Annotated in this window: 15 protein-coding genes; 5 read left to right on the top strand and 10 right to left on the bottom strand. The window is 72.5% G+C overall.

Annotated features, from left to right (window positions below; genetic code table 11):
* The first annotated feature begins 440 nt into the window (after positions 1–440).
* The 5 genes from tkt to pgl all read left to right on the top strand — a co-directional run bounded on the left by tkt (position 441) and on the right by pgl (position 7,216).
* Entirely contained in the window at positions 441–2,567 is a 2,127-nt protein-coding gene (tkt, locus tag AC1C2V_RS08865; protein ID WP_495389229.1) for a transketolase, read from the top strand.
* A 100-nt stretch (positions 2,568–2,667) separates the two neighbouring features.
* A complete protein-coding gene (gene tal, locus AC1C2V_RS08860) occupies positions 2,668–3,786 on the top strand; it encodes a transaldolase (protein WP_495389228.1) in 1,119 nt (372 codons plus the stop codon).
* Between the two features lie 79 nt (positions 3,787–3,865).
* Positions 3,866–5,407, top strand: a complete 1,542-nt coding sequence (zwf, locus tag AC1C2V_RS08855; protein WP_495389227.1) for a glucose-6-phosphate dehydrogenase — start codon at positions 3,866–3,868, stop codon at positions 5,405–5,407.
* A 79-nt stretch (positions 5,408–5,486) separates the two neighbouring features.
* Positions 5,487–6,422: a glucose-6-phosphate dehydrogenase assembly protein OpcA gene (gene opcA / locus AC1C2V_RS08850; protein WP_495389226.1), complete on the top strand. Its 936-nt coding sequence runs from the start codon at positions 5,487–5,489 to the stop codon at positions 6,420–6,422.
* Positions 6,419–7,216, top strand: a complete 798-nt coding sequence (gene pgl / locus AC1C2V_RS08845; protein ID WP_495389225.1) for a 6-phosphogluconolactonase — start codon at positions 6,419–6,421, stop codon at positions 7,214–7,216. Before opcA ends, pgl begins: the two co-directional genes overlap by 4 nt.
* Before the next feature lie 53 nt (positions 7,217–7,269).
* Here pgl and AC1C2V_RS08840 read toward each other — a convergent pair whose 3' ends face one another.
* The 10 genes from AC1C2V_RS08840 to uvrC all read right to left on the bottom strand — a co-directional run bounded on the left by AC1C2V_RS08840 (position 7,270) and on the right by uvrC (position 17,772).
* Positions 7,270–8,166, bottom strand: coding sequence for a phenylalanine 4-monooxygenase (locus AC1C2V_RS08840; protein ID WP_495389224.1), 897 nt, complete (start codon positions 8,164–8,166; stop codon positions 7,270–7,272).
* A 65-nt stretch (positions 8,167–8,231) separates the two neighbouring features.
* Positions 8,232–8,597, bottom strand: a complete 366-nt coding sequence (locus AC1C2V_RS08835) for an RNA polymerase-binding protein RbpA (protein ID WP_495389223.1) — start codon at positions 8,595–8,597, stop codon at positions 8,232–8,234.
* Between the two features lie 110 nt (positions 8,598–8,707).
* A complete protein-coding gene (secG, locus tag AC1C2V_RS08830) occupies positions 8,708–8,950 on the bottom strand; it encodes a preprotein translocase subunit SecG (protein WP_495389222.1) in 243 nt (80 codons plus the stop codon).
* Between the two features lie 186 nt (positions 8,951–9,136).
* Positions 9,137–9,931 (bottom strand): triose-phosphate isomerase, encoded by a 795-nt coding sequence (gene tpiA / locus AC1C2V_RS08825; protein WP_495389221.1) that lies wholly within the window; start codon positions 9,929–9,931, stop codon positions 9,137–9,139.
* Between the two features lie 37 nt (positions 9,932–9,968).
* The gene (locus tag AC1C2V_RS08820) at positions 9,969–11,168 is read right to left on the bottom strand and encodes a phosphoglycerate kinase (RefSeq protein WP_495389220.1); all 1,200 of its coding nucleotides are present in this window, start codon (positions 11,166–11,168) and stop codon (positions 9,969–9,971) included.
* Between the two features lie 162 nt (positions 11,169–11,330).
* Positions 11,331–12,335 carry a type I glyceraldehyde-3-phosphate dehydrogenase gene (gene gap / locus AC1C2V_RS08815; protein ID WP_495389219.1) on the bottom strand — a complete coding sequence of 335 codons (1,005 nt, stop codon included), beginning with the start codon at positions 12,333–12,335 and terminating at the stop codon, positions 11,331–11,333.
* Between the two features lie 292 nt (positions 12,336–12,627).
* Positions 12,628–13,608: a DNA-binding protein WhiA gene (whiA, locus tag AC1C2V_RS08810; protein WP_495389218.1), complete on the bottom strand. Its 981-nt coding sequence runs from the start codon at positions 13,606–13,608 to the stop codon at positions 12,628–12,630.
* A 122-nt stretch (positions 13,609–13,730) separates the two neighbouring features.
* Positions 13,731–14,708: a gluconeogenesis factor YvcK family protein gene (locus AC1C2V_RS08805; RefSeq protein WP_495389217.1), complete on the bottom strand. Its 978-nt coding sequence runs from the start codon at positions 14,706–14,708 to the stop codon at positions 13,731–13,733.
* On the bottom strand, positions 14,705–15,640 hold the full coding sequence (gene rapZ / locus AC1C2V_RS08800; protein ID WP_495389216.1) for an RNase adapter RapZ: 936 nt from the start codon (positions 15,638–15,640) through the stop codon (positions 14,705–14,707). The genes AC1C2V_RS08805 and rapZ overlap by 4 nt, the downstream gene beginning before the upstream one ends.
* Positions 15,637–17,772, bottom strand: coding sequence for an excinuclease ABC subunit UvrC (gene uvrC / locus AC1C2V_RS08795; protein WP_495389215.1), 2,136 nt, complete (start codon positions 17,770–17,772; stop codon positions 15,637–15,639). Before uvrC ends, rapZ begins: the two co-directional genes overlap by 4 nt.
* Between the last annotated feature and the right edge of the window lie 46 nt (positions 17,773–17,818).

The following is a 17,818-nucleotide window of genomic DNA, read 5'->3' as shown; positions in this document are numbered from 1 at the left end:
GGGTCCGGGGGGTCTCGGCTGGGGTCCGGGGAGCTAGTGCGACGTGGGACCGCCGCCGCCTCATCGTACGCCGAGGTGCTCCGCGTGGTGGCCCGGGGCGACGTGGCGCGGTTGTGAGAAATGCCCGCCTGCGCTCCGGTCGACGTCCGCTCACCAGGTGGGACGAACGACCCCGGGACAGGCGCCGCGGGAATGCACGGCGCTAGGGTGGTGCTGCACAACGGTGAAGACCTCTTCGCGACATGTCCACACGGCCTGTCCGGGGCAGCCTTCGCCACCATGCCCCGCCGTAGCGTCGACACGCGCGCACGACCACGTGGCCCGCCACGTGCGCCGGCGCGCGGAGTAGTCCCCAGTGGCGTACGACGCGCCGGCGCCCCGTACCGGCAGAGCAGCAGCAATCACCCGGGGCTCGCTCCAGGCAGGAAAGAGGCACATCTGTGAACGCGTTCGACCCCGTCGTCGCCCCGCTCGAGTGGAATGAACTCGACGACCGTGCGGTGAAGACCATCAAGGCGCTGGCGGCCGACGCCGTGGAGAAGGTCGGCAACGGCCACCCGGGCACCGCGATCTCCCTGGCCCCCGCCGCGTACCTGCTCTTCCAGAAGACGATGCGGCACGACCCGGCGGACCCGCACTGGGTGGGTCGTGACCGGTTCGTCCTCTCCGCGGGGCACTCCTCGCTCACGCTGTACCTGCAGCTCTTCCTCGCCGGTTACGGCATGGAGCTGGCCGACCTCGAGGCGCTGCGCACGTGGGGCTCCCAGACCCCCGGCCACCCCGAGTACCGCCACACCCGCGGCGTCGAGATGACCACCGGCCCGCTCGGCCAGGGCCTCGCCTCGGGGGTCGGCATGGCCATCGCCTCCCGCCGCGAGCGGGGTCTGCTCGACCCGGACGCCGCGCTCGGCGAGTCGCCCTTCGACCACCACGTCTACGTCATCGCGTCCGACGGCGACCTGCAGGAGGGCGTGACCTCCGAGGCGTCGTCCCTCGCGGGCACGCAGAAGCTCGGCAACCTCGTCGTGATCTGGGACCAGAACAAGATCTCGATCGAGGACGACACCGACATCTCGTTCACCGAGGACACCGTGGCCCGCTACGCGGCCTACGGCTGGCACACCCAGCAGGTCGACTGGACGCAGGGCGGCACGGGCTACGCGGAGGACGTCGATGCCCTCGCCGCCGCCCTGGACGCGGCCAAGGCCGAGACCGACCGGCCGTCGTTCATCGCGCTGCGCACCATCATCGGCTGGCCGTCGCCCACCAAGCAGAACACCGGTGGCATCCACGGCTCGGCCATGGGCGCGGACGAGGTCGCGGGCCTCAAGACGGCGCTCGGCCTCGACCCGGCAGCCTCCTTCGCCGTCGACGACGAGGTGCTGGCGTACACGCGCGCCGTGGCGGACCACCAGTCCGAGCAGCGCGCCGCGTGGGACCGGTCGTACGCCGCCTGGCGCACGGCGACGCCGCAGGGCGCGGCCCTCCTCGACCGCCTCGTGGAGCACGACCTGCCCGAGGGCTGGACCGACGAGCTGCCGGTCTTCGAAGCCTCCGAGAAGGGCGTCGCGACGCGCGCCGCCTCAGGCAAGGTCCTCACCGCGCTCAAGGACGTGCTGCCCGAGCTGTGGGGCGGCTCCGCCGACCTCGCGGGCTCGAACAACACGACGATGGACGGCGAGCCGTCGTTCATCCCCGTCGAGCACGCGACCAAGAAGTTCCCCGGCCACGAGTACGGCCGCACGCTGCACTTCGGCATCCGCGAGCACGGTATGGGCGCGATCCTCAACGGCATCGTGCTGCACGGCCTGACCCGCCCCTACGGCGGCACGTTCCTGCAGTTCGCCGACTACATGCGCGCCTCCGTCCGTCTGGCCGCGCTCATGGAGATCCCGACGACGTTCGTGTGGACGCACGACTCGATCGGCCTCGGCGAGGACGGCCCCACGCACCAGCCGGTCGAGCACCTCGCGGCGCTGCGCGCCATCCCTGGCCTCGACGTCGTGCGCCCCGCGGACGCCAACGAGACCGCCTGGGCCTGGCGCGGCATCCTCGAGAACACCGCCAACCCGGCCGGCATCGTCCTGACCCGTCAGAACGTGCCGACGTTCCCCCGCGGCGACGCCGGGTTCGCCGGCGCCGAGGGCACGCTCAGAGGTGCGTACACGCTCCTGGACGCCGAGAACGGCGAGCCCGACGTGATCCTCGTGGGCACCGGCTCCGAGGTGCAGCTCGCGGTGCAGGCGCGCGAGCTGCTCGCCGCCGAGGGCGTGACCGCGCGCGTCGTGTCGATGCCGAGCCGCGAGTGGTTCGACAAGCAGGACGCGGCGTACCGCGAGTCGGTGCTGCCGGCGGCGGTCAAGGCGCGCGTGTCCGTCGAGGCGGGCATCGCCCAGGGCTGGCGTGACGTCGTCGGCGACGCCGGCCGCAGCGTCTCGCTCGAGCACTACGGCGCGTCGGCGGACTCCCAGACCCTGTTCCGCGAGTTCGGCATCACGTCGGAGGCCGTCGCGGCCGCCGCGCGCGAGTCGATCGCCGCGGTGCGCGGCACTGGCGACGCCGCCTGACCGCTCGTAGATTCCCAGGGTGGGGCGTCGGCCACCGGCGCCTCACCCGGCCCCCTCGAGACATCACCGGCGAGGGGCCTCCGACTTGGAAGGACGTCCGATGACGCAGAGCACCGTCCCCGCACCCATCACCGACCTGACCGGAGCCGGGGTGTCCATCTGGCTCGACGATCTGTCGCGCGAGCGCCTGCGCAGCGGCAGCCTGGCCGCGCTCGTCGCGGAACGCGGCGTGGTCGGCGTCACGACGAACCCGACCATCTTCGCCAAGGCCATGTCGGCCGGCGACGCCTACGACGAACAGCTGACCGAGCTCGCCGGCACGGACGTCGAGTCCGCGGTGGAGACCATCACCACCGACGACGTGCGGGCCGCGGCCGACCTCTTGCGGCCGGTCTACGACGCGACCGACGGCGTCGACGGCCGCGTGTCCATCGAGGTGGACCCGCGCCTGGCCTACGACGCCGACAAGACGGTGGTCGTCGCGGAGCGGCTGTGGCGCACCGTGGACCGGCCCAACATCTTCATCAAGATCCCCGCGACGGTGCCCGGGCTCGACGCGATCTCGCGCACCCTCGCCCAGGGCATCAGCGTCAACGTGACCCTGATCTTCTCGCTCGAGCGGTACCGGTCCGTGCTCCAGGCGTTCGCGATCGGCCTCGAGCAGGCCCGCGCCGACGGTATCGACCTCGGGCCGATCGGGTCGGTCGCCTCCTTCTTCGTCTCCCGCGTGGACGGCTCGGTCGACGCGGCGCTGGAGAAGGTCGGCACACCCGAGGCGCTCGACCTGCGCGGTCAGGCCGCGATCGCCAACGCGCGGCTCGCCTTCGAGGCGTACGAGCAGTTCCTCGCCACGAACGAGTGGCGCTCGCTCGCGGCGTCCGGCGCCCACCCGCAGCGTCCGCTGTGGGCCTCGACCGGCGTGAAGAACCCCGAGTACCCCGACACGCTGTACGTCTCCGAGCTGGTCACGGACGGCGTCGTGAACACCATGCCCGAGCCCACGCTCCAGGCGTTCGCCGACCACGGCGTCGTCACCGGGGACACGGTCCGCGGCACCGCGACCGCCGCGCGCCGCACGATCGACACCATCGAGTCGTTCGGGATCTCCCTCTCGGAGGTCACCGACCACCTCGAGACGGACGGCGTGCGCAAGTTCGAGGACTCCTGGACCGAGCTCCTGGACACCGCGTCCGCCGGGCTGCAGGCGCAGGACGGCTGACCCGCCCTACCCGGGGCGCCCGTGGCGCGCCGGGGTGCAACCCTCTCCCGCCCGCACGACGAAGAACGGTGCCCACCTCGTGAGACCGGCCAAGATCACCGCCGACCACAACCCGTTGCGCGACCCCCTCGACCTGCGGCTGCCCCGCATCGCCGGCCCCAGCGGCCTGGTGATCTTCGGCGTCACGGGCGACCTCTCGCGCAAGAAGCTCATGCCCGCCGTGTACGACCTGGCGAACCGGGGCCTGCTGCCGCCGGGCTTCGCGCTCACCGGCTTCGCCCGCCGGGACTGGGACGACCAGGACTTTGCGGAGGTCGTCCACGACGCGGTCAAGGAGCACGCCCGCACGCCGTTCCGCGAGGCCACCTGGAAGCAGCTCGCCGAGGGGATCCGCTTCGTCCAGGGCTCCTTCGACGACGAGGACGCCTTCGAGCGCCTGCGCAAGACCGTCGAGCAGCTCGACGCCGAGCGCGGCACCGGCGGCAACCACGCCTTCTACCTGTCCGTGCCGCCGAGCGCCTTCCCCCTGGTGTGCCGCCAGCTGTCGGAGTCCGGTCTGTCGAAGTCTTCCCAGGATGCCTGGCGCCGGGTCGTCATCGAGAAGCCGTTCGGGCACGACCTGGAGAGCGCCCGCGAGCTCGACGCGGTGGTCTCGCAGGTCTTCGACCCCGAGTCGGTGTTCCGCATCGACCACTACCTGGGCAAGGAGACCGTCCAGAACCTCCTGGCGCTGCGGTTCGCGAACCAGATGTTCGAGCCGCTGTGGAACGGCAACTACGTGGACCACGTGCAGATCACCATGGCCGAGGACATCGGCATCGGGGGGCGGGCCAGCTACTACGACGGCATCGGCGCCGCCCGCGACGTGATCCAGAACCACCTGCTGCAGCTCCTGGCGCTCGTCGCCATGGAGGAGCCGGTGAACTTCGACGCCGAGGCCCTGCGCGCCGAGAAGATCAAGGTGCTGTCCTCGGTGCGCCTCCCCCGCGACCTGGGCCGGCACACGGCCCGCGGCCAGTACGCCGCCGCGTGGCAGGGCGGAGAGAAGGTGCCCGGCTTCCTCGAGGAGGAGGGGTTCAACCCGCACTCCACGACCGAGACCTTCGCCGCGGCGCGCCTCGACATCGACAACCGACGGTGGGCGGGCGTCCCGTTCTACCTGCGCACGGGCAAGCGGCTGGGCCGGCGCGTGACCGAGGTCGCGGTGGTCTTCAAGAAGGCCCCGCACCTTCCGTTCGAGTCGTCGCTCACGTCCGACCTGGGCAGCAACGCCCTGGTCATCCGGGTGCAGCCCGACGAGGGCGTCACCCTGCGCTTCGGCGCCAAGGTGCCCGGCACCGCGATGGAGGTCCGTGACGTCACGATGGACTTCGGGTACGGCCACTCGTTCACGGAGTCCTCCCCGGAGGCCTACGAGCGGCTCATCCTCGACGTGCTCCTGGGCGACCCACCGCTGTTCCCCACCCGCGAGGAGGTCGAGCTGTCCTGGCAGGTGGTCGACCCGATCACGTCGTACTGGGCGAGCAGGGGCAAGCCCGAGCCGTACCCGTCCGGTACCTGGGGCCCCCCGTCCGCCGACGCCATGATGGCGCGCGACGGCCGCACGTGGCGGCGCCCGTGAGCCCCGACGACGCAGCCGCCCCCAGCCAGACCCGACACACCGTCGACGTACGGACCGGCCTCGACCGAGGAGAGCCCCGATGATCATCGACATGCCGGACACCACGGCGAACGCCGTCGGCAAGCGACTCACGCACCTGCGCGACGAGGGCGGCGCCGTCGCCCTCGGGCGTGTGCTGACCCTCGTGGTCGTCGCCGAGGAGGCGGACATCGAGGACGCCGTCCGTGCGGCGAACGAGGCCAGCCACGAGCACCCGTGCCGGGTCATCGTCGTCGCGTCGTTGACCCAGGACGACGGCACCCCCCGGCTCGACGCCGAGATCCGGATCGGCGGGGATGCCGGTGCGTCCGAGGTCCTGGTGCTGCGCGGGTCGGGACCCATGGTCGAGCACACCGACACGCTCGTCATGCCCCTGCTGCTGCCCGACGCGCCGATCGTCGTGTGGTGGCCGGCGGGCGGCCCGGTCGACCCGTCGTCCTCCCCGCTCGGCGCGATGGCGCAGCGGCGCATCACCGACACGACGACGTCCGGTGAGCCGGTCGCGATGCTGCACCGCCTCGCCGACACGTTCGCCCCGGGCGACACCGACCTGGCGTGGGCGCGGGTCACGCTGTGGCGCGGGCTCATCGCCGCGGCCGTGGAGCAGCCGCCCTTCGAGCCGGTCACCGCGGTGCGGGTCGAGGGCCAGGACCAGCACACGTCCCTCGACCTGCTGGCGGCCTGGCTCGGACAGAAGCTCCGCTGCCCCGCGACCGTCGTGCGCACCGACAGCGACGACGCCATCACGCGCGTCACGCTCGATCGCAAGAGCGGGCCGATCGTCCTCGACCGCCCCGACGGGCGCGTCGTGACGATCACCCAGCCGGAGAAGCCCGAGCGCCGCATGGCCCTGCCGATCCGCGTGCTGAGCGAGGCGCTGATCGAGGAGCTGCGGCGCCTCGACCCCGACGAGCTGTACGGGGAGGTCCTCACCAAGGGGCTGGCCCGCGTCGAGACCGTGCAGGCGAGCGCGTGAGCCACGACGCGTCCGCGCCGCTCGTCGTCGTCCACCCGGACGCCGGCCTCCTGGCGGAGGCGACCGCCGCACGGCTCCTGACCCGGCTGCTCGACGCGCAGTCGGTCCGCACCCCGGTGCACGTCGTCCTGACCGGCGGCACCGTCGGCATCAGGACCCTCGCGGCGGTCGCGGCCAGCCCGCTGCGACCGGCCGTGGACTGGTCGGGGGTGCACCTGTGGTGGGGCGACGAACGCTTCCTCCCCGACGGCGATGGCGACCGGAACGAGACGCAGGCCCGCGACGCGCTGGTCGACGCGCTCGAGGCGGAGTCCGGGCTCCCGGCCGACCACGTGCACGCGATGCCGGCGCTCGGCGCCGTCATCGACGGTCGGCCGGTGACCACGCCCGAGGAGTCCGCCGCCGCGTACGCGGCGGAGCTCGCCCGGTTCGACGGGACGGCCGGGGAACCGGCGGCCGTGGCCGTGCCGGCCTTCGACGTGCTGCTGCTCGGGATGGGCCCGGACGGGCACGTCGCCTCCCTGTTCCCGGGCCACGCCGCCCTCTCGGCGAGCGGCGCCACGGTCGGGTTGCACGGCTCCCCCAAGCCCCCGCCGGAGCGCGTCTCGCTCACCTTCGACGCCGTCCACCGCGCCCGCGAGGTCTGGGTCGTGGCAGCCGGCGCGGAGAAGGCCGCGCAGGCCGCCGCCGCACTGGCCGGCGCGGACGTCGTCGTGGTCCCGGCGGCCGGCGCGCGGGGCACCGAGCGCACGCTCTGGCTCCTCGACGCCGCCGCCGCGGCGCCCGCCGACTGACCCGGGCGGGGCGGCCCCCCGTCCGCCGGCGAGGGGCCGTCCGCCGGGACGGACTAGCTCGCGGACCGCTTGCGGGCCGCCAGGAGCCTGCCCGGAGTCTCGTCGTCGAACTCGGCGAAGAACTCCCCCACGCGCTCCGTGAGCTCGGACATCCCGTCGCACGCGAAGAGCGTGGGCTGGTAGTGCGAGATGTCGTACTCGACCGTGCCCATGGAGTAGAAGTCGAGCGGGAGGATCGTGGCGCCCCGGAACTCCTCGATCTCGCCGTAGGAGGACAGCAGGCCGGCGCCGTAGCAGCGCAGCTCGCCCTCCTCGTACATCACACCGAACTCGATGGTGAACCAGAAGACGTCCGCCACGAACTGGAGGCCCTCCGCGGTCTCACACCGCCGGGCCGCCTCCCCCGCGCGTCGCTTGACCTCGGCGATCGCCGGGTTCGCCAGCAGGTTCCCGTGCCCGACCACCTCGTGGATGATGTCCGGCTCCGGTGTGTAGAGCGGCTGCGAACCGTGCCGCAGGTACTGCGTGGAGTGGAAGACGCCGTCGGCGAGCGAGCCGTAGAACACGTCAAGGGGCACGAGCCCGGCGGCCGGGTGCAGGCGGAACCTGCTCAGCCGCTCGAGCCCCGCGCTGACCTCGTCGAGCTGCGGGACGTGATCGGTCGGCAGGCCGAGGGCCTCCTTGCCCTCGAGGAACCCGCGGATCGCGAGCCGCTCGTGCTTCGGCGCAAGCTCGGTGCACACCGTGCGCCAGATCGCGTTCTCCGCGTCCGTGTAGTCCACCTGCGGCACCGGGTCCCCCGGTGACCAGCGCAGTGCGGGGCCGGCGATGAGTTCGCGCCGGCGCCGGTACTCGGGATCCTTCGCACCGGGGTGGTCGTCGGCAAGGTGCACCGTGACGCCGTTCTCGTCCTCGGTGACAGGGGCGTAGAGCTGACCTTCCTCAAACATGCCGACAGACTACGCCCGGCGCACCTGTATCGACAGGTGGGACGCCGATGTGGCGTTGCGGCAGGTCAGCCGGCCCGGCGCAGGCCCGACCGGCGTGCCCGCAGCGTCGCGAGCGCCTCCTCCAGCAAGGCCGCCCCGTCCTCCTCGGACCGGCGTTCCTTCACGTAGGCGAGGTGCGTCTTGTACGGCTCGTTGCGGGACGGCTCCGGCGGGTTCGCCGCGTCGAGCCCGGCAGGGAACCCGCACCGCGGACAGTCCCAGAACTCCGGGGCCTCGACATCCCGGTTCGCCGAGAAGCTCGGCGTCGTCTCGTGCCCGTTGGCGCACCAGTAGGAGACGCGCACCCGCGGTGCCGCCTCCCCGCGCTCGGACTCTCCCAACGGGCCCGCGCCCACGCGCGAGCCCCGGATCGCATGACTGGCTGTAGCCACGTCTTGTCGTCCTCACCTTCGACTGAGTGGGCGTCTGCCCACGGACGATCTTCGTGTGCCCCCGCACCGACCCCTGGGGGCCGACGACGGTCGCGGCGCGCGGCCGGGCCTCAGCTCACCCGCGTGATGAGACCGAGCAACACGACCACGACGAACCAGACGAGCGCGAAGCTCACCGTGATCCGGTTGAGGTTGCGCTCGGCGACACCCGAGCCGCCCGCGGCGCTCGAGATCCCCCCGCCGAACATGTCGGACATCCCGCCGCCCTTGCCCTTGTGCATCAGGATGAGCAGGGTCAGGAAGCCGCTGGTGATGACCAGAAGAACCTGAAGGATGATCTGCAACGCGTTCACGATGTCCTCGGCCGTCCTCGTTCGTCGTCCGTCCCGCAGGACGGGCCCGGCTCCGGGACGTCGTCCCGGCCGGGTCAAGAGTAAGTGACGGACGCCTCCCGAGGCGAACACCGTATTTTTCACGGTGTCACGATCTCGGAAGGCGTCCGGCCGGGTGTCCGGCTTAGCGCCGCGGCACCCGCAGGGTCACGCGACGTGCGACTGGTAGCGCGCGATCTTCGCGAACTCGACGGGGTCCAGGCTCGCGCCGCCGACGAGGGCGCCGTCGACGTCGGTCTGGGACATGATCTGCGCGACGTTGCCCGACTTCACGGAGCCGCCGTAGAGCACGCGCACGCCGGCGGCAAGCTCGGCGTCGTACAGCTCGGCGAGGCGCCCACGGATCGCGCCGCAGACCTCCTGCGCGTCCTCGGGGGTCGCGACCTCGCCCGTGCCGATGGCCCACACCGGCTCGTACGCGATCACGACCGTGGCCGCCTGCTCGGCGAGCACACCATCGAGGGCCGCGTCGACCTGCGCGAGCGTGTACGGCACCTGGTCGCCCGCCTTGCGCACGTCCAGGCCCTCGCCCACGCACAGGATCGGGACGAGCCCGTGCTCGAAGGCCGCGCGGACCTTCGCGCCCACCAGGACGTCGTCCTCCGCGTGGTACTCGCGGCGCTCCGAGTGGCCCACGGCCACGTAGGTGCAGCCCAGACGCTTGAGCATCGGACCGGAGATCTCGCCGGTGTACGCGCCGGACGCGTGCGTCGACAGGTCCTGGGCGCCGTAGCGCACCTCGAGCTTGTCGGCGTCCACGAGCGTCTGCACCGAGCGCAGGTCCGTGAACGGCGCCAGGACGGCGACCTCCACGGCCTCGTAGTCGTGCTTCGCGTCCTTGAGCGTCCACGCGAGCTTCTGCACCGCGGCGATCGCCTCGGTGTGGTCCAGGTTCATCTTCCAGTTGCCCGCCATCAGGGGCGTGCGGGTGGTGGCCACCATGGGTCCTCGTCTCTCGTGCTACGGATGGTCGGAAAGGTCAGTCGTCGAGGACGGCGAGGCCGGGGAGCACCTTGCCCTCGAGCAGCTCGAGGCTGGCACCGCCACCGGTCGAGATGTGGCTGAAGCCGGCCTCGTCGAAACCGAGCGTGCGCACGGCCGCGGCCGAGTCGCCGCCGCCGACGATGGAGAAGGCGCCGGCGGCCGTCGCGTCGACGATCCCCTGCGCCACGGCACGCGTGCCGGCGGCGAAGGCGTCGAACTCGAACACCCCCATGGGTCCGTTCCACACGATCGTCCTGGCGTCCGCCAGCTTGGCGGCGAAGAGCGCGCCGGAGTCCGGGCCGATGTCCAGGCCCATCGTGCCGTCCGGGATCGCGTCGGCCGCCACCGTGCGGTGCGCGGAGTCGGCGGCGAACGAGTCTGCCGCGACGATGTCGGTCGGCAGGACGATCTCCACGCCGGCCGACCTCGCCTGCGCCAGGTAGCCCTTGACCGTCTCGACCTGGTCGGCCTCGAGCAGCGACGAGCCGACCGGGTGGCCCTGCGCCGCGAGGAACGTGAAGACCATCCCGCCGCCGATGAGCAGGCGGTCGGCCTTGGCGAGCAGGTTCTCGATGACGCCGAGCTTGTCCGACACCTTCGACCCGCCCAGGACGACGGCGTACGGGCGCTGCGGGTCGGTCGTGGCGCGGGAGAGCGCCTCGACCTCCGTGAGCACCAGGTCGCCGGCGGCGGCCGGCAGGAGCTTCGCGACGTCGTAGACCGACGCCTGCTTGCGGTGCACGACGCCGAAGCCGTCGGACACGAACGCGTCCGCGAGCGCGGCCAGCTCCGTCGCCAGGTCCTCGCGCTCGGCGTCCACCTTCGAGGTCTCGCGGGCGTCGAACCGCACGTTCTCCAGGAGCGCCACGCGGCCGTCCACTAGGCCCGCGACCGTCTGCTGCGCGGAGGCGCCGGTCACGTCCCCCGCGAGGGCGACGTCCTGCCCGAGCAGCTCGCCCAGGCGGGCCGCGACGGGCGCGAGCGAGTACGCGGGGTCGGGAGCGCCCTTGGGGCGGCCCAGGTGCGCCGTGACGACGACGCGGGCGCCCGCGTCGACCAGGCGGCGCAGCGTGGGCAGCGCAGCCCGGATGCGGCCGTCGTCCGTGATGGTGGTGCCGTCGAGCGGCACGTTGAAGTCCGAGCGGACGAGGACGCGCTTGCCGCGCAGCTCGCCCAGGGAGTCGATGGTCTTCATGGGGCACACCTGTCCGTCAAGGCCCGGTGCGTGTCGCATGGCCGCACGTCCCGGGCGAGGGTGATCTTTTCCGTACATGACGACGTCCGCGTGCGCAGCCGGGGTTCGGCGCGCACGCGGACGTCGTAGCTCACGCTCGAGCGGTGTCGGGCGCCGAGATCGTCAGAACTTCTCGCCGACGTAGACCGTCAGCGAGACCAGCGAGTTGGAGTAGCCCCACTCGTTGTCGTACCAGGAGACGACCTTGACCTGGTTGCCGATCACCTTGGTGAGCTTCGAGTCGAAGATGCTCTGGTGCGGGTCGGTGACGATGTCCGACGAGACGATCTCGTCCTCGACGTACTCGAGCACGCCCTTGAGCGGGCCCTCGGCGGCGGCCTTGACCGCGGCGTTGACCTCCTCGACCGTGACCTCCCTCGGCGCCTCGAAGGTGAGGTCCGTGGCCGAGCCGGTGATGACCGGCACGCGCAGGGCGTAGCCGTCCAGCTTGCCCTTCAGCTCGGGCAGCACGAGGGCCACGGCCTTGGCGGCACCCGTCGTGGTCGGCACGATGTTCTGCGCGGCCGCACGGGCACGACGCAGGTCCTTGTGCGGGCCGTCCTGCAGGTTCTGGTCACCGGTGTACGCGTGGATCGTCGTCATGAGGCCGCGCTCGATACCGATCGAGTCGTTGAGGGCCTTGGCGAGCGGCGCGAGGCAGTTGGTGGTGCAGGACGCGTTCGAGATGATGTGGTGCACGGCCGGGTCGTACTGGTCGTTGTTCACACCCATGACGAAGGTCGCGTCCTCGTTCTTCGCCGGGGCGGAGATGATGACCTTCTTGGCGCCGGCGTCGATGTGCGCCTTCGCCTTGGTGGCGTCGGTGAAGAAGCCGGTGGACTCGATGACGATGTCCGCGCCCAGCTCGCCCCAGGGCAGGTTGGCGGGGTCGCGCTCGGCGAGCGCACGGATCTTCACGCCGCCGACGATGATGTTGTCGTCGTCATGGCTGACAGACTTGGGGAAGCGGCCGAGCACCGTGTCGTACTTGAGCAGGTGGGCCAGCGTCTTGTTATCGGTCAGGTCGTTGACTCCGACGACCTCGATGTCCGCACCGGACTCCACGAGAGCCCGGTAGAAGTTCCGTCCGATCCGACCGAAGCCGTTGATCCCGACGCGGATGGTCACGATTGCCCTCCTCAGGGCGCGCCCGGTCATGCCCGGCGCACACGGTTGATGCCGACTTCCGCGCGCCGCGATGGGCGCGCTGATGATTCACGCCGCGACCCTGGGACCCCCGACGTCTTCCTCCGGGCGGTCAGCCTTGGGTCACGTCGTCGTCACCTGACGTCACGAGCCTATACCCAGATCGGCACGCCCGCCGACCCTCGCGGAGGCGTGAGACGGGTGGTCTGACCACAGCCAAGGCAGCCGTTCGCCAGACGCCTGGCGGCCGCGGCGAGGGGCCCTCGTACGGCCGTCAGAGGTCGAGCAGGTCCGGGCTCAGACCCGCCTCGGTGTCCGGCAGACCCAACTCGAGCGCGCGCTTGTCTGCCGTCGACAGCAACCTCCGGATCCGCCCCGCCACCGCGTCCTTGGACAACGGCGGGTCGGCGAGCTGGCCGAGCTCCTCCAGCGATGACTGCTTGTGCGCGAGGCGCAGCTCCCCCGCCTGGCGCAGGTGGTCGGGCACCTCCTCGCCCAGGATCTCGAATGCACGCTCCACCCGCGCCCCCGCGGCGACCGCCGCACGGGCCGAGCGGCGCAGGTTGGCGTCGTCGAAGTTCGCGAGCCGGTTCGCCGTGCCGCGCACCTCGCGCCGGGCGCGCCGCTCCTCCCACACCTCGCGGGTCCGCTCGGCCCCCATGCGGCGCAGGATCTCGCCGATCGCCTCGCCGTCGCGCACCACGACCCGGTCCACGCCACGCACCTCGCGCGACTTCGCCTGCACCGCCAGGCGTCGTGCGGCACCGACCAGCGCGAGCGCCGCCTCCGGGCCGGGGCAGGTCACCTCCAGCGCCATCGACCGGCCCGGCTCCGTGAGCGAGCCGTGCGCGAGGAACGCCCCGCGCCACACGGCCTCCGCCTCCGCGACCCCCGCGGACACGACCTCCGGGGCGAGCCCCCGCACGGGTCGCCCGCGGGAGTCCAGCAGCCCCGTCTGGCGGGCGAGCGACTCGCCGTCGCGCACCACGCGCACCACATAACGGTTGTTCTTCCGCAGCCCGCCCGCCTGCACCACGATCAGGTCGCTCACGTGCCCGTAGAGGTCGGTGATCGACCGCCGCAGGCGCGCCGCGGCCGCCTCGTCGTCCAGCTCCGCCTCGATCACCACGCGCCCGGAGATGATGTGCAGCCCGCCGGAGAACCGGAGCGTCGCCGAGACCTCCGCCTTACGGCACGACGTCCGGGTCACCTTGATCCGAGCGAGCTCGTCCTTCACCTCTGCCGTCAGCGCCATGGCGTCATCCTGCCACGCGCGGCAAGCACCCTCCCGCCGCCCGAGGACGGGCCGACGTGGGCTACGAAGTGGGCTACGACGTGGGCTACGACGTGCGATGCGACGTGCGATGCGACGTGACGTCAGACGTCGCCGTAGACCCCCTCGAACACGTCCCGGTACGCGGCCGCGAGGCGCAACGGGTCGTGTCGGGCGCTGCCGTCGCCGCGCCGCACCTGCCGCATCAGCAGCTTGGCGCCCATCGCTCCCGCGGCCCTGGCCAGCCCGTCCACGTCCTCGACGGCCGACGGGTCGGCGAGCACCGCGTCCACGCGCAGGCCCGGCGCGTGCCGGTACAGGGCCTCCAGGTGGTCGGTCGCCGTCAGCCCTTGAGTCTCGCCCCGCTCGGCGCTGAGGTTGAGCGTCACGCACACCTTCGCGTCGGTCTCGTGCAGCGCCCGTGCGAGCTCCGGGACCAGCAGGTGCACGAGCACCGACGAGTACCAGGAGCCGGGACCGAGCACGACCCAGTCGGCCGTGCGCACCGCCTCGACGGCCTCGACGCACGCCGGCGGGTCGGCCGGCACCAGCCGCAGCTGCTCGATGCGCCCGTCGGTGACCGCGACCTCGCTCTGCCCGACGACGGTCTCGAGCCGGTCCACTCCGCCCGGGGCGCCCCGCCGGACGTCGGCCTCCACCACGAGCGGGACCGACGCCATGGGCAGCACCCGGCCGCGCGCGCCGAGCAGCTTGCCCACCCAGTCCAGGCCCGACACGGTGTCGCCCAGCAGCTCCCAGAGCGCGACGATCATGAGGTTGCCTATCGCGTGCTTGTCCAGGCTCCCGCCGGACACGAACCGGTGTTGCAGCAGGCCGCTCCAGGTGCGCCCCCACTCCGAGTCGTCGCACAGGGCCGCGAGCGCCATGCGCAGGTCGCCGGGCGGCAGCACGTCCAGCTCGTCGCGCAGCCGGCCGGACGACCCGCCGTCGTCGGCGACCGTGACGACCGCGGTCAGCCGGTCCGACATGAGCCGCAGCGCCGACAGGCTCGCGTACAGCCCGTGCCCGCCGCCCAGCGCCGTGACCGCAGGCGCGCCCATCCCTGTGGAGGGCGTCGTCATTCCTTCCCCAGGTCGCGTGCCGTGAGGGTCACGCGCTGGCCGGCGTCGCGCAGCCGCTGGGCGATCTCGCCGGCGATCGCCACGGACCGGTGCTTGCCCCCCGTGCACCCGACGGCGATCGTGACGTATCGCTTCTCCTCGGCCAGGTAGCCGGCCAGGACGGGCTCGAGCGCCGCGACGTACCGGTCCACGAACTCGATCGCCCCGGGCCGCGCCAGCACGTACTCCCGGACCGGGGCGTCGCGGCCGGTGAGGTGGCGCAGCTCCGTGATCCAGTACGGGTTCGCCAGGAACCGCACGTCCACCACGTGGTCCGCGTCGAGCGGCAGGCCGTACTTGAAGCCGAATGCCAGAACGTTCACCCGCAGCGCCTCGGGCGCGCCGTCGGCGACGGCGGCCCGGACCTCGCGGGCGAGGTCGTGCACCGACAGCTCGGACGTGTCGATGACGACGTCGGCCCGCTCCTCGAGGGACGCGAGCCGGCGACGCTCCTCGCCGATGCCGTCGAGGATGCGGCCCTCCCCCTGCAGCGGGTGCGGGCGGCGGACGCTCTCGTACCGGCGCACGAGGGTCTCGTCCCGCGCGTCGAGGTAGAGGATGCGATAGTTCACGCCGGCGTCGTGCAGGTGCTGGAGCACCCGGGTGAGCTCGGCGAAGTACTCCCGGCCGCGCACGTCCACGACGACGGCGAGGCGCTCCACCGACGACCCGGCGCGCGTCATCAGGTCGACCAGGGGCACGATCATCAGCGGCGGCAGGTTGTCGACGACGAACCAGTCGAGGTCCTCCAGCACGCCGGCGGCACGCGACCGGCCGGCGCCGGACATGCCGGTGATGATCAGCACCTCCGGCTCTGACGCCTCCGGCGAGTGTGTGGTGGCCTCGATCTCGGGGATGCCCTGCGGGACTGTGGTGGGCGACGGCTCGCTCATGCGTCCAGCATGCCAGGGGCGACGGCGTCCTGGCCGATAGGCGCGCTGCTCGCGCCCTCTCCGGCCGCAGGACCGGCCACATTGCCGGCCGCATCGCCGGCCAGGGCGGCCACCACGGCCTCCGCCGTGCGGCGGCCCATGCCGCGGACCTCGGCGATCTCCTCGACGCTCGCCGCGCGCATCCGCTTCACGGAGCCGAATCGGGCCAGCAGCGCCTTGCGGCGCGCGGGCCCCAGGCCCGGCACGTCGTCGAGGGCCGACACCGTCATGCCCTTGCTGCGCCGCCGCCGGTGCTGCGTGATGGCGAACCGGTGCGCCTCGTCCCGCACCCGCTGGAGCAGGTAGAGCCCCTCGGACGAGCGCTGCAGGATGACGGGGTAGTCCTCGCCGGGCACCCACACCTCCTCGAGCCGCTTCGCCAGGCCGCACAGCGCCACGTCGGTCACGCCGAGCTCGTCGAGCGCCCGCTGCGCGGCCGCCACCTGGGGCGGGCCGCCGTCGACCACCACGAGGTTCGGCGGGTAGGCGAACCGCTTGCGCTCGCCCGGCTCCGCGGACACCTCGCCCGACCGCGGCGGCACCCCGCCGCGCGGAGCCTCGCCCGCCCCCGGCTCGGTCCCGTCGCCGTCGTCCAGCTCCACCTCGCCCGACGCGAGCCGGTCCGCCAGGTACCGCCGGAACCGGCGCGTGATCACCTCGTGCATCGCGGCCGTGTCGTCCCGGGCGCCGTCCCCCTCCGGGCCCCGGACCGAAAAGGTGCGGTACTCGCTCTTGCGCGCCAGCCCGTCCTCGAAGACCACCATCGAGGCGGACTGGTACGTGCCCTGTGTGTGCGACACGTCGTAGCACTCGATCCGCAGCGGCGCGGACTCGAGACCGAGCGCCTCCTGGATCTCGCGCAGCGCCTGGCTCCGGGTGGTCAGGTCGCCCGCCCGCCGGGTGCGGTGCAGCACGAGGGCGTGCTCGGCGTTGGCCTTGACGGTCGCGGCCAGCTCGCGCTTGTCGCCGCGCTGCGGCACACGCAGCTCCACCCGCGCCCCGCGCAGGCCGGTCAGCCACGCCGTCATCTGGGCCGGGTCCGGCGGCAGCACCGGCACCAGGACCTCGCGCGGCACGGCGTCGCGCGCCTCCCGGCGAGCTGCCGCGCGCGCCTCGGCATCGCCGGCCGCGCCCTCGCCCACGGCGCGCGCGTCCTCGACGGCGCCGTACACCTGCTGCAGCAGGTGCTCGACCAGCTCCGCGTCGGTGACGTCCTCGACCTTCTCCACGATCCAGCCCCGCTGGCCGCGGATGCGGCCGCCGCGCACGTGGAACACCTGGACCGCGGCCTCCAGCTCGTCGCCCGCGAGCGCGAAGATGTCGGCGTCCGTCGCGTCGGGCAGCACCACGGCGTTCTTCTCGGTGGCGCGGCGCAGGGCCTGGACGTCGTCGCGCAGCCGCGCAGCCTGCTCGTACTCCATCGAGGCGGCGGCCTCGTTCATCCGCTCCGTCAGCCGGCGCTCGAACCGCTGTGTGTCCCCCGCCATGAAGTCGCAGAAGTCGCGCGCGAGCTGCTTGTGGTCGTCGATGCCGATGCGGCCCACGCACGGGGCGGAGCACTTGTCGATGTACCCGAGCAGGCAGGGGCGGCCCGTCTGGTGCGCGCGCCGGTAGACCCCCGCGGAGCACGTGCGGATCGGGAAGACCCGCAGCAGGAGGTCGAGGGTCTCGCGGATCGCCCACGCGTGCCCGTAGGGGCCGAAGTACCTGGTGCCGGGCCGCTTCGCGCCTCGCATCACCTGCGCGCGCGGCACCTCCTCGGCCATGGTGACCGCGAGGTACGGGTACGACTTGTCGTCGCGGTACTTCACGTTGAACCGCGGGTCGTACTCCTTGATCCAGGAGTACTCGAGCGCGAGCGCCTCGACCTCCGTGCCCACGACGGTCCACTCGACGGAAGCGGCCGTGGTCACCATCGTCTGCGTGCGGTGGTGCAGGTGCGCGACGTCCTGGAAGTAGCTCGACAGCCGAGCGCGCAGGTTCTTCGCCTTACCCACGTAGATGACGCGGCCGTGCACGTCACGGAACCGGTAGACCCCGGGCGAGGTCGGGATCTCCCCCGGCTTCGGGCGGTACGTCGCGGGGTCTGCCATGCCCGCCAGCCTAGGTCAGGCCACCGACGCCTCCGGTCGGAACACC

The organism is Isoptericola sp. Y541, from assembly GCF_059445465.1.
Note: the sequence above shows the minus strand (reverse complement) of the source record. Positions and strands in the feature narration are given on the sequence as shown.

What these genes read in the sequence shown, in the direction of transcription:
- tal (WP_495389228.1), top strand. Translation starts at nt 2,668, where the DNA reads ATGACGCAGAGCACCGTCCCCGCACCCATCACCGACCTGACCGGAGCC.
- opcA (WP_495389226.1), top strand. Translation starts at nt 5,487, where the DNA reads ATGATCATCGACATGCCGGACACCACGGCGAACGCCGTCGGCAAGCGA.
- AC1C2V_RS08840 (WP_495389224.1), bottom strand. Translation starts at nt 8,166, where the DNA reads ATGTTTGAGGAAGGTCAGCTCTACGCCCCTGTCACCGAGGACGAGAAC.
- tpiA (WP_495389221.1), bottom strand. Translation starts at nt 9,931, where the DNA reads ATGGTGGCCACCACCCGCACGCCCCTGATGGCGGGCAACTGGAAGATG.
- AC1C2V_RS08820 (WP_495389220.1), bottom strand. Translation starts at nt 11,168, where the DNA reads ATGAAGACCATCGACTCCCTGGGCGAGCTGCGCGGCAAGCGCGTCCTC.
- whiA (WP_495389218.1), bottom strand. Translation starts at nt 13,608, where the DNA reads ATGGCGCTGACGGCAGAGGTGAAGGACGAGCTCGCTCGGATCAAGGTG.
- AC1C2V_RS08805 (WP_495389217.1), bottom strand. Translation starts at nt 14,708, where the DNA reads ATGACGACGCCCTCCACAGGGATGGGCGCGCCTGCGGTCACGGCGCTG.
- rapZ (WP_495389216.1), bottom strand. Translation starts at nt 15,640, where the DNA reads ATGAGCGAGCCGTCGCCCACCACAGTCCCGCAGGGCATCCCCGAGATC.
- uvrC (WP_495389215.1), bottom strand. Translation starts at nt 17,772, where the DNA reads ATGGCAGACCCCGCGACGTACCGCCCGAAGCCGGGGGAGATCCCGACC.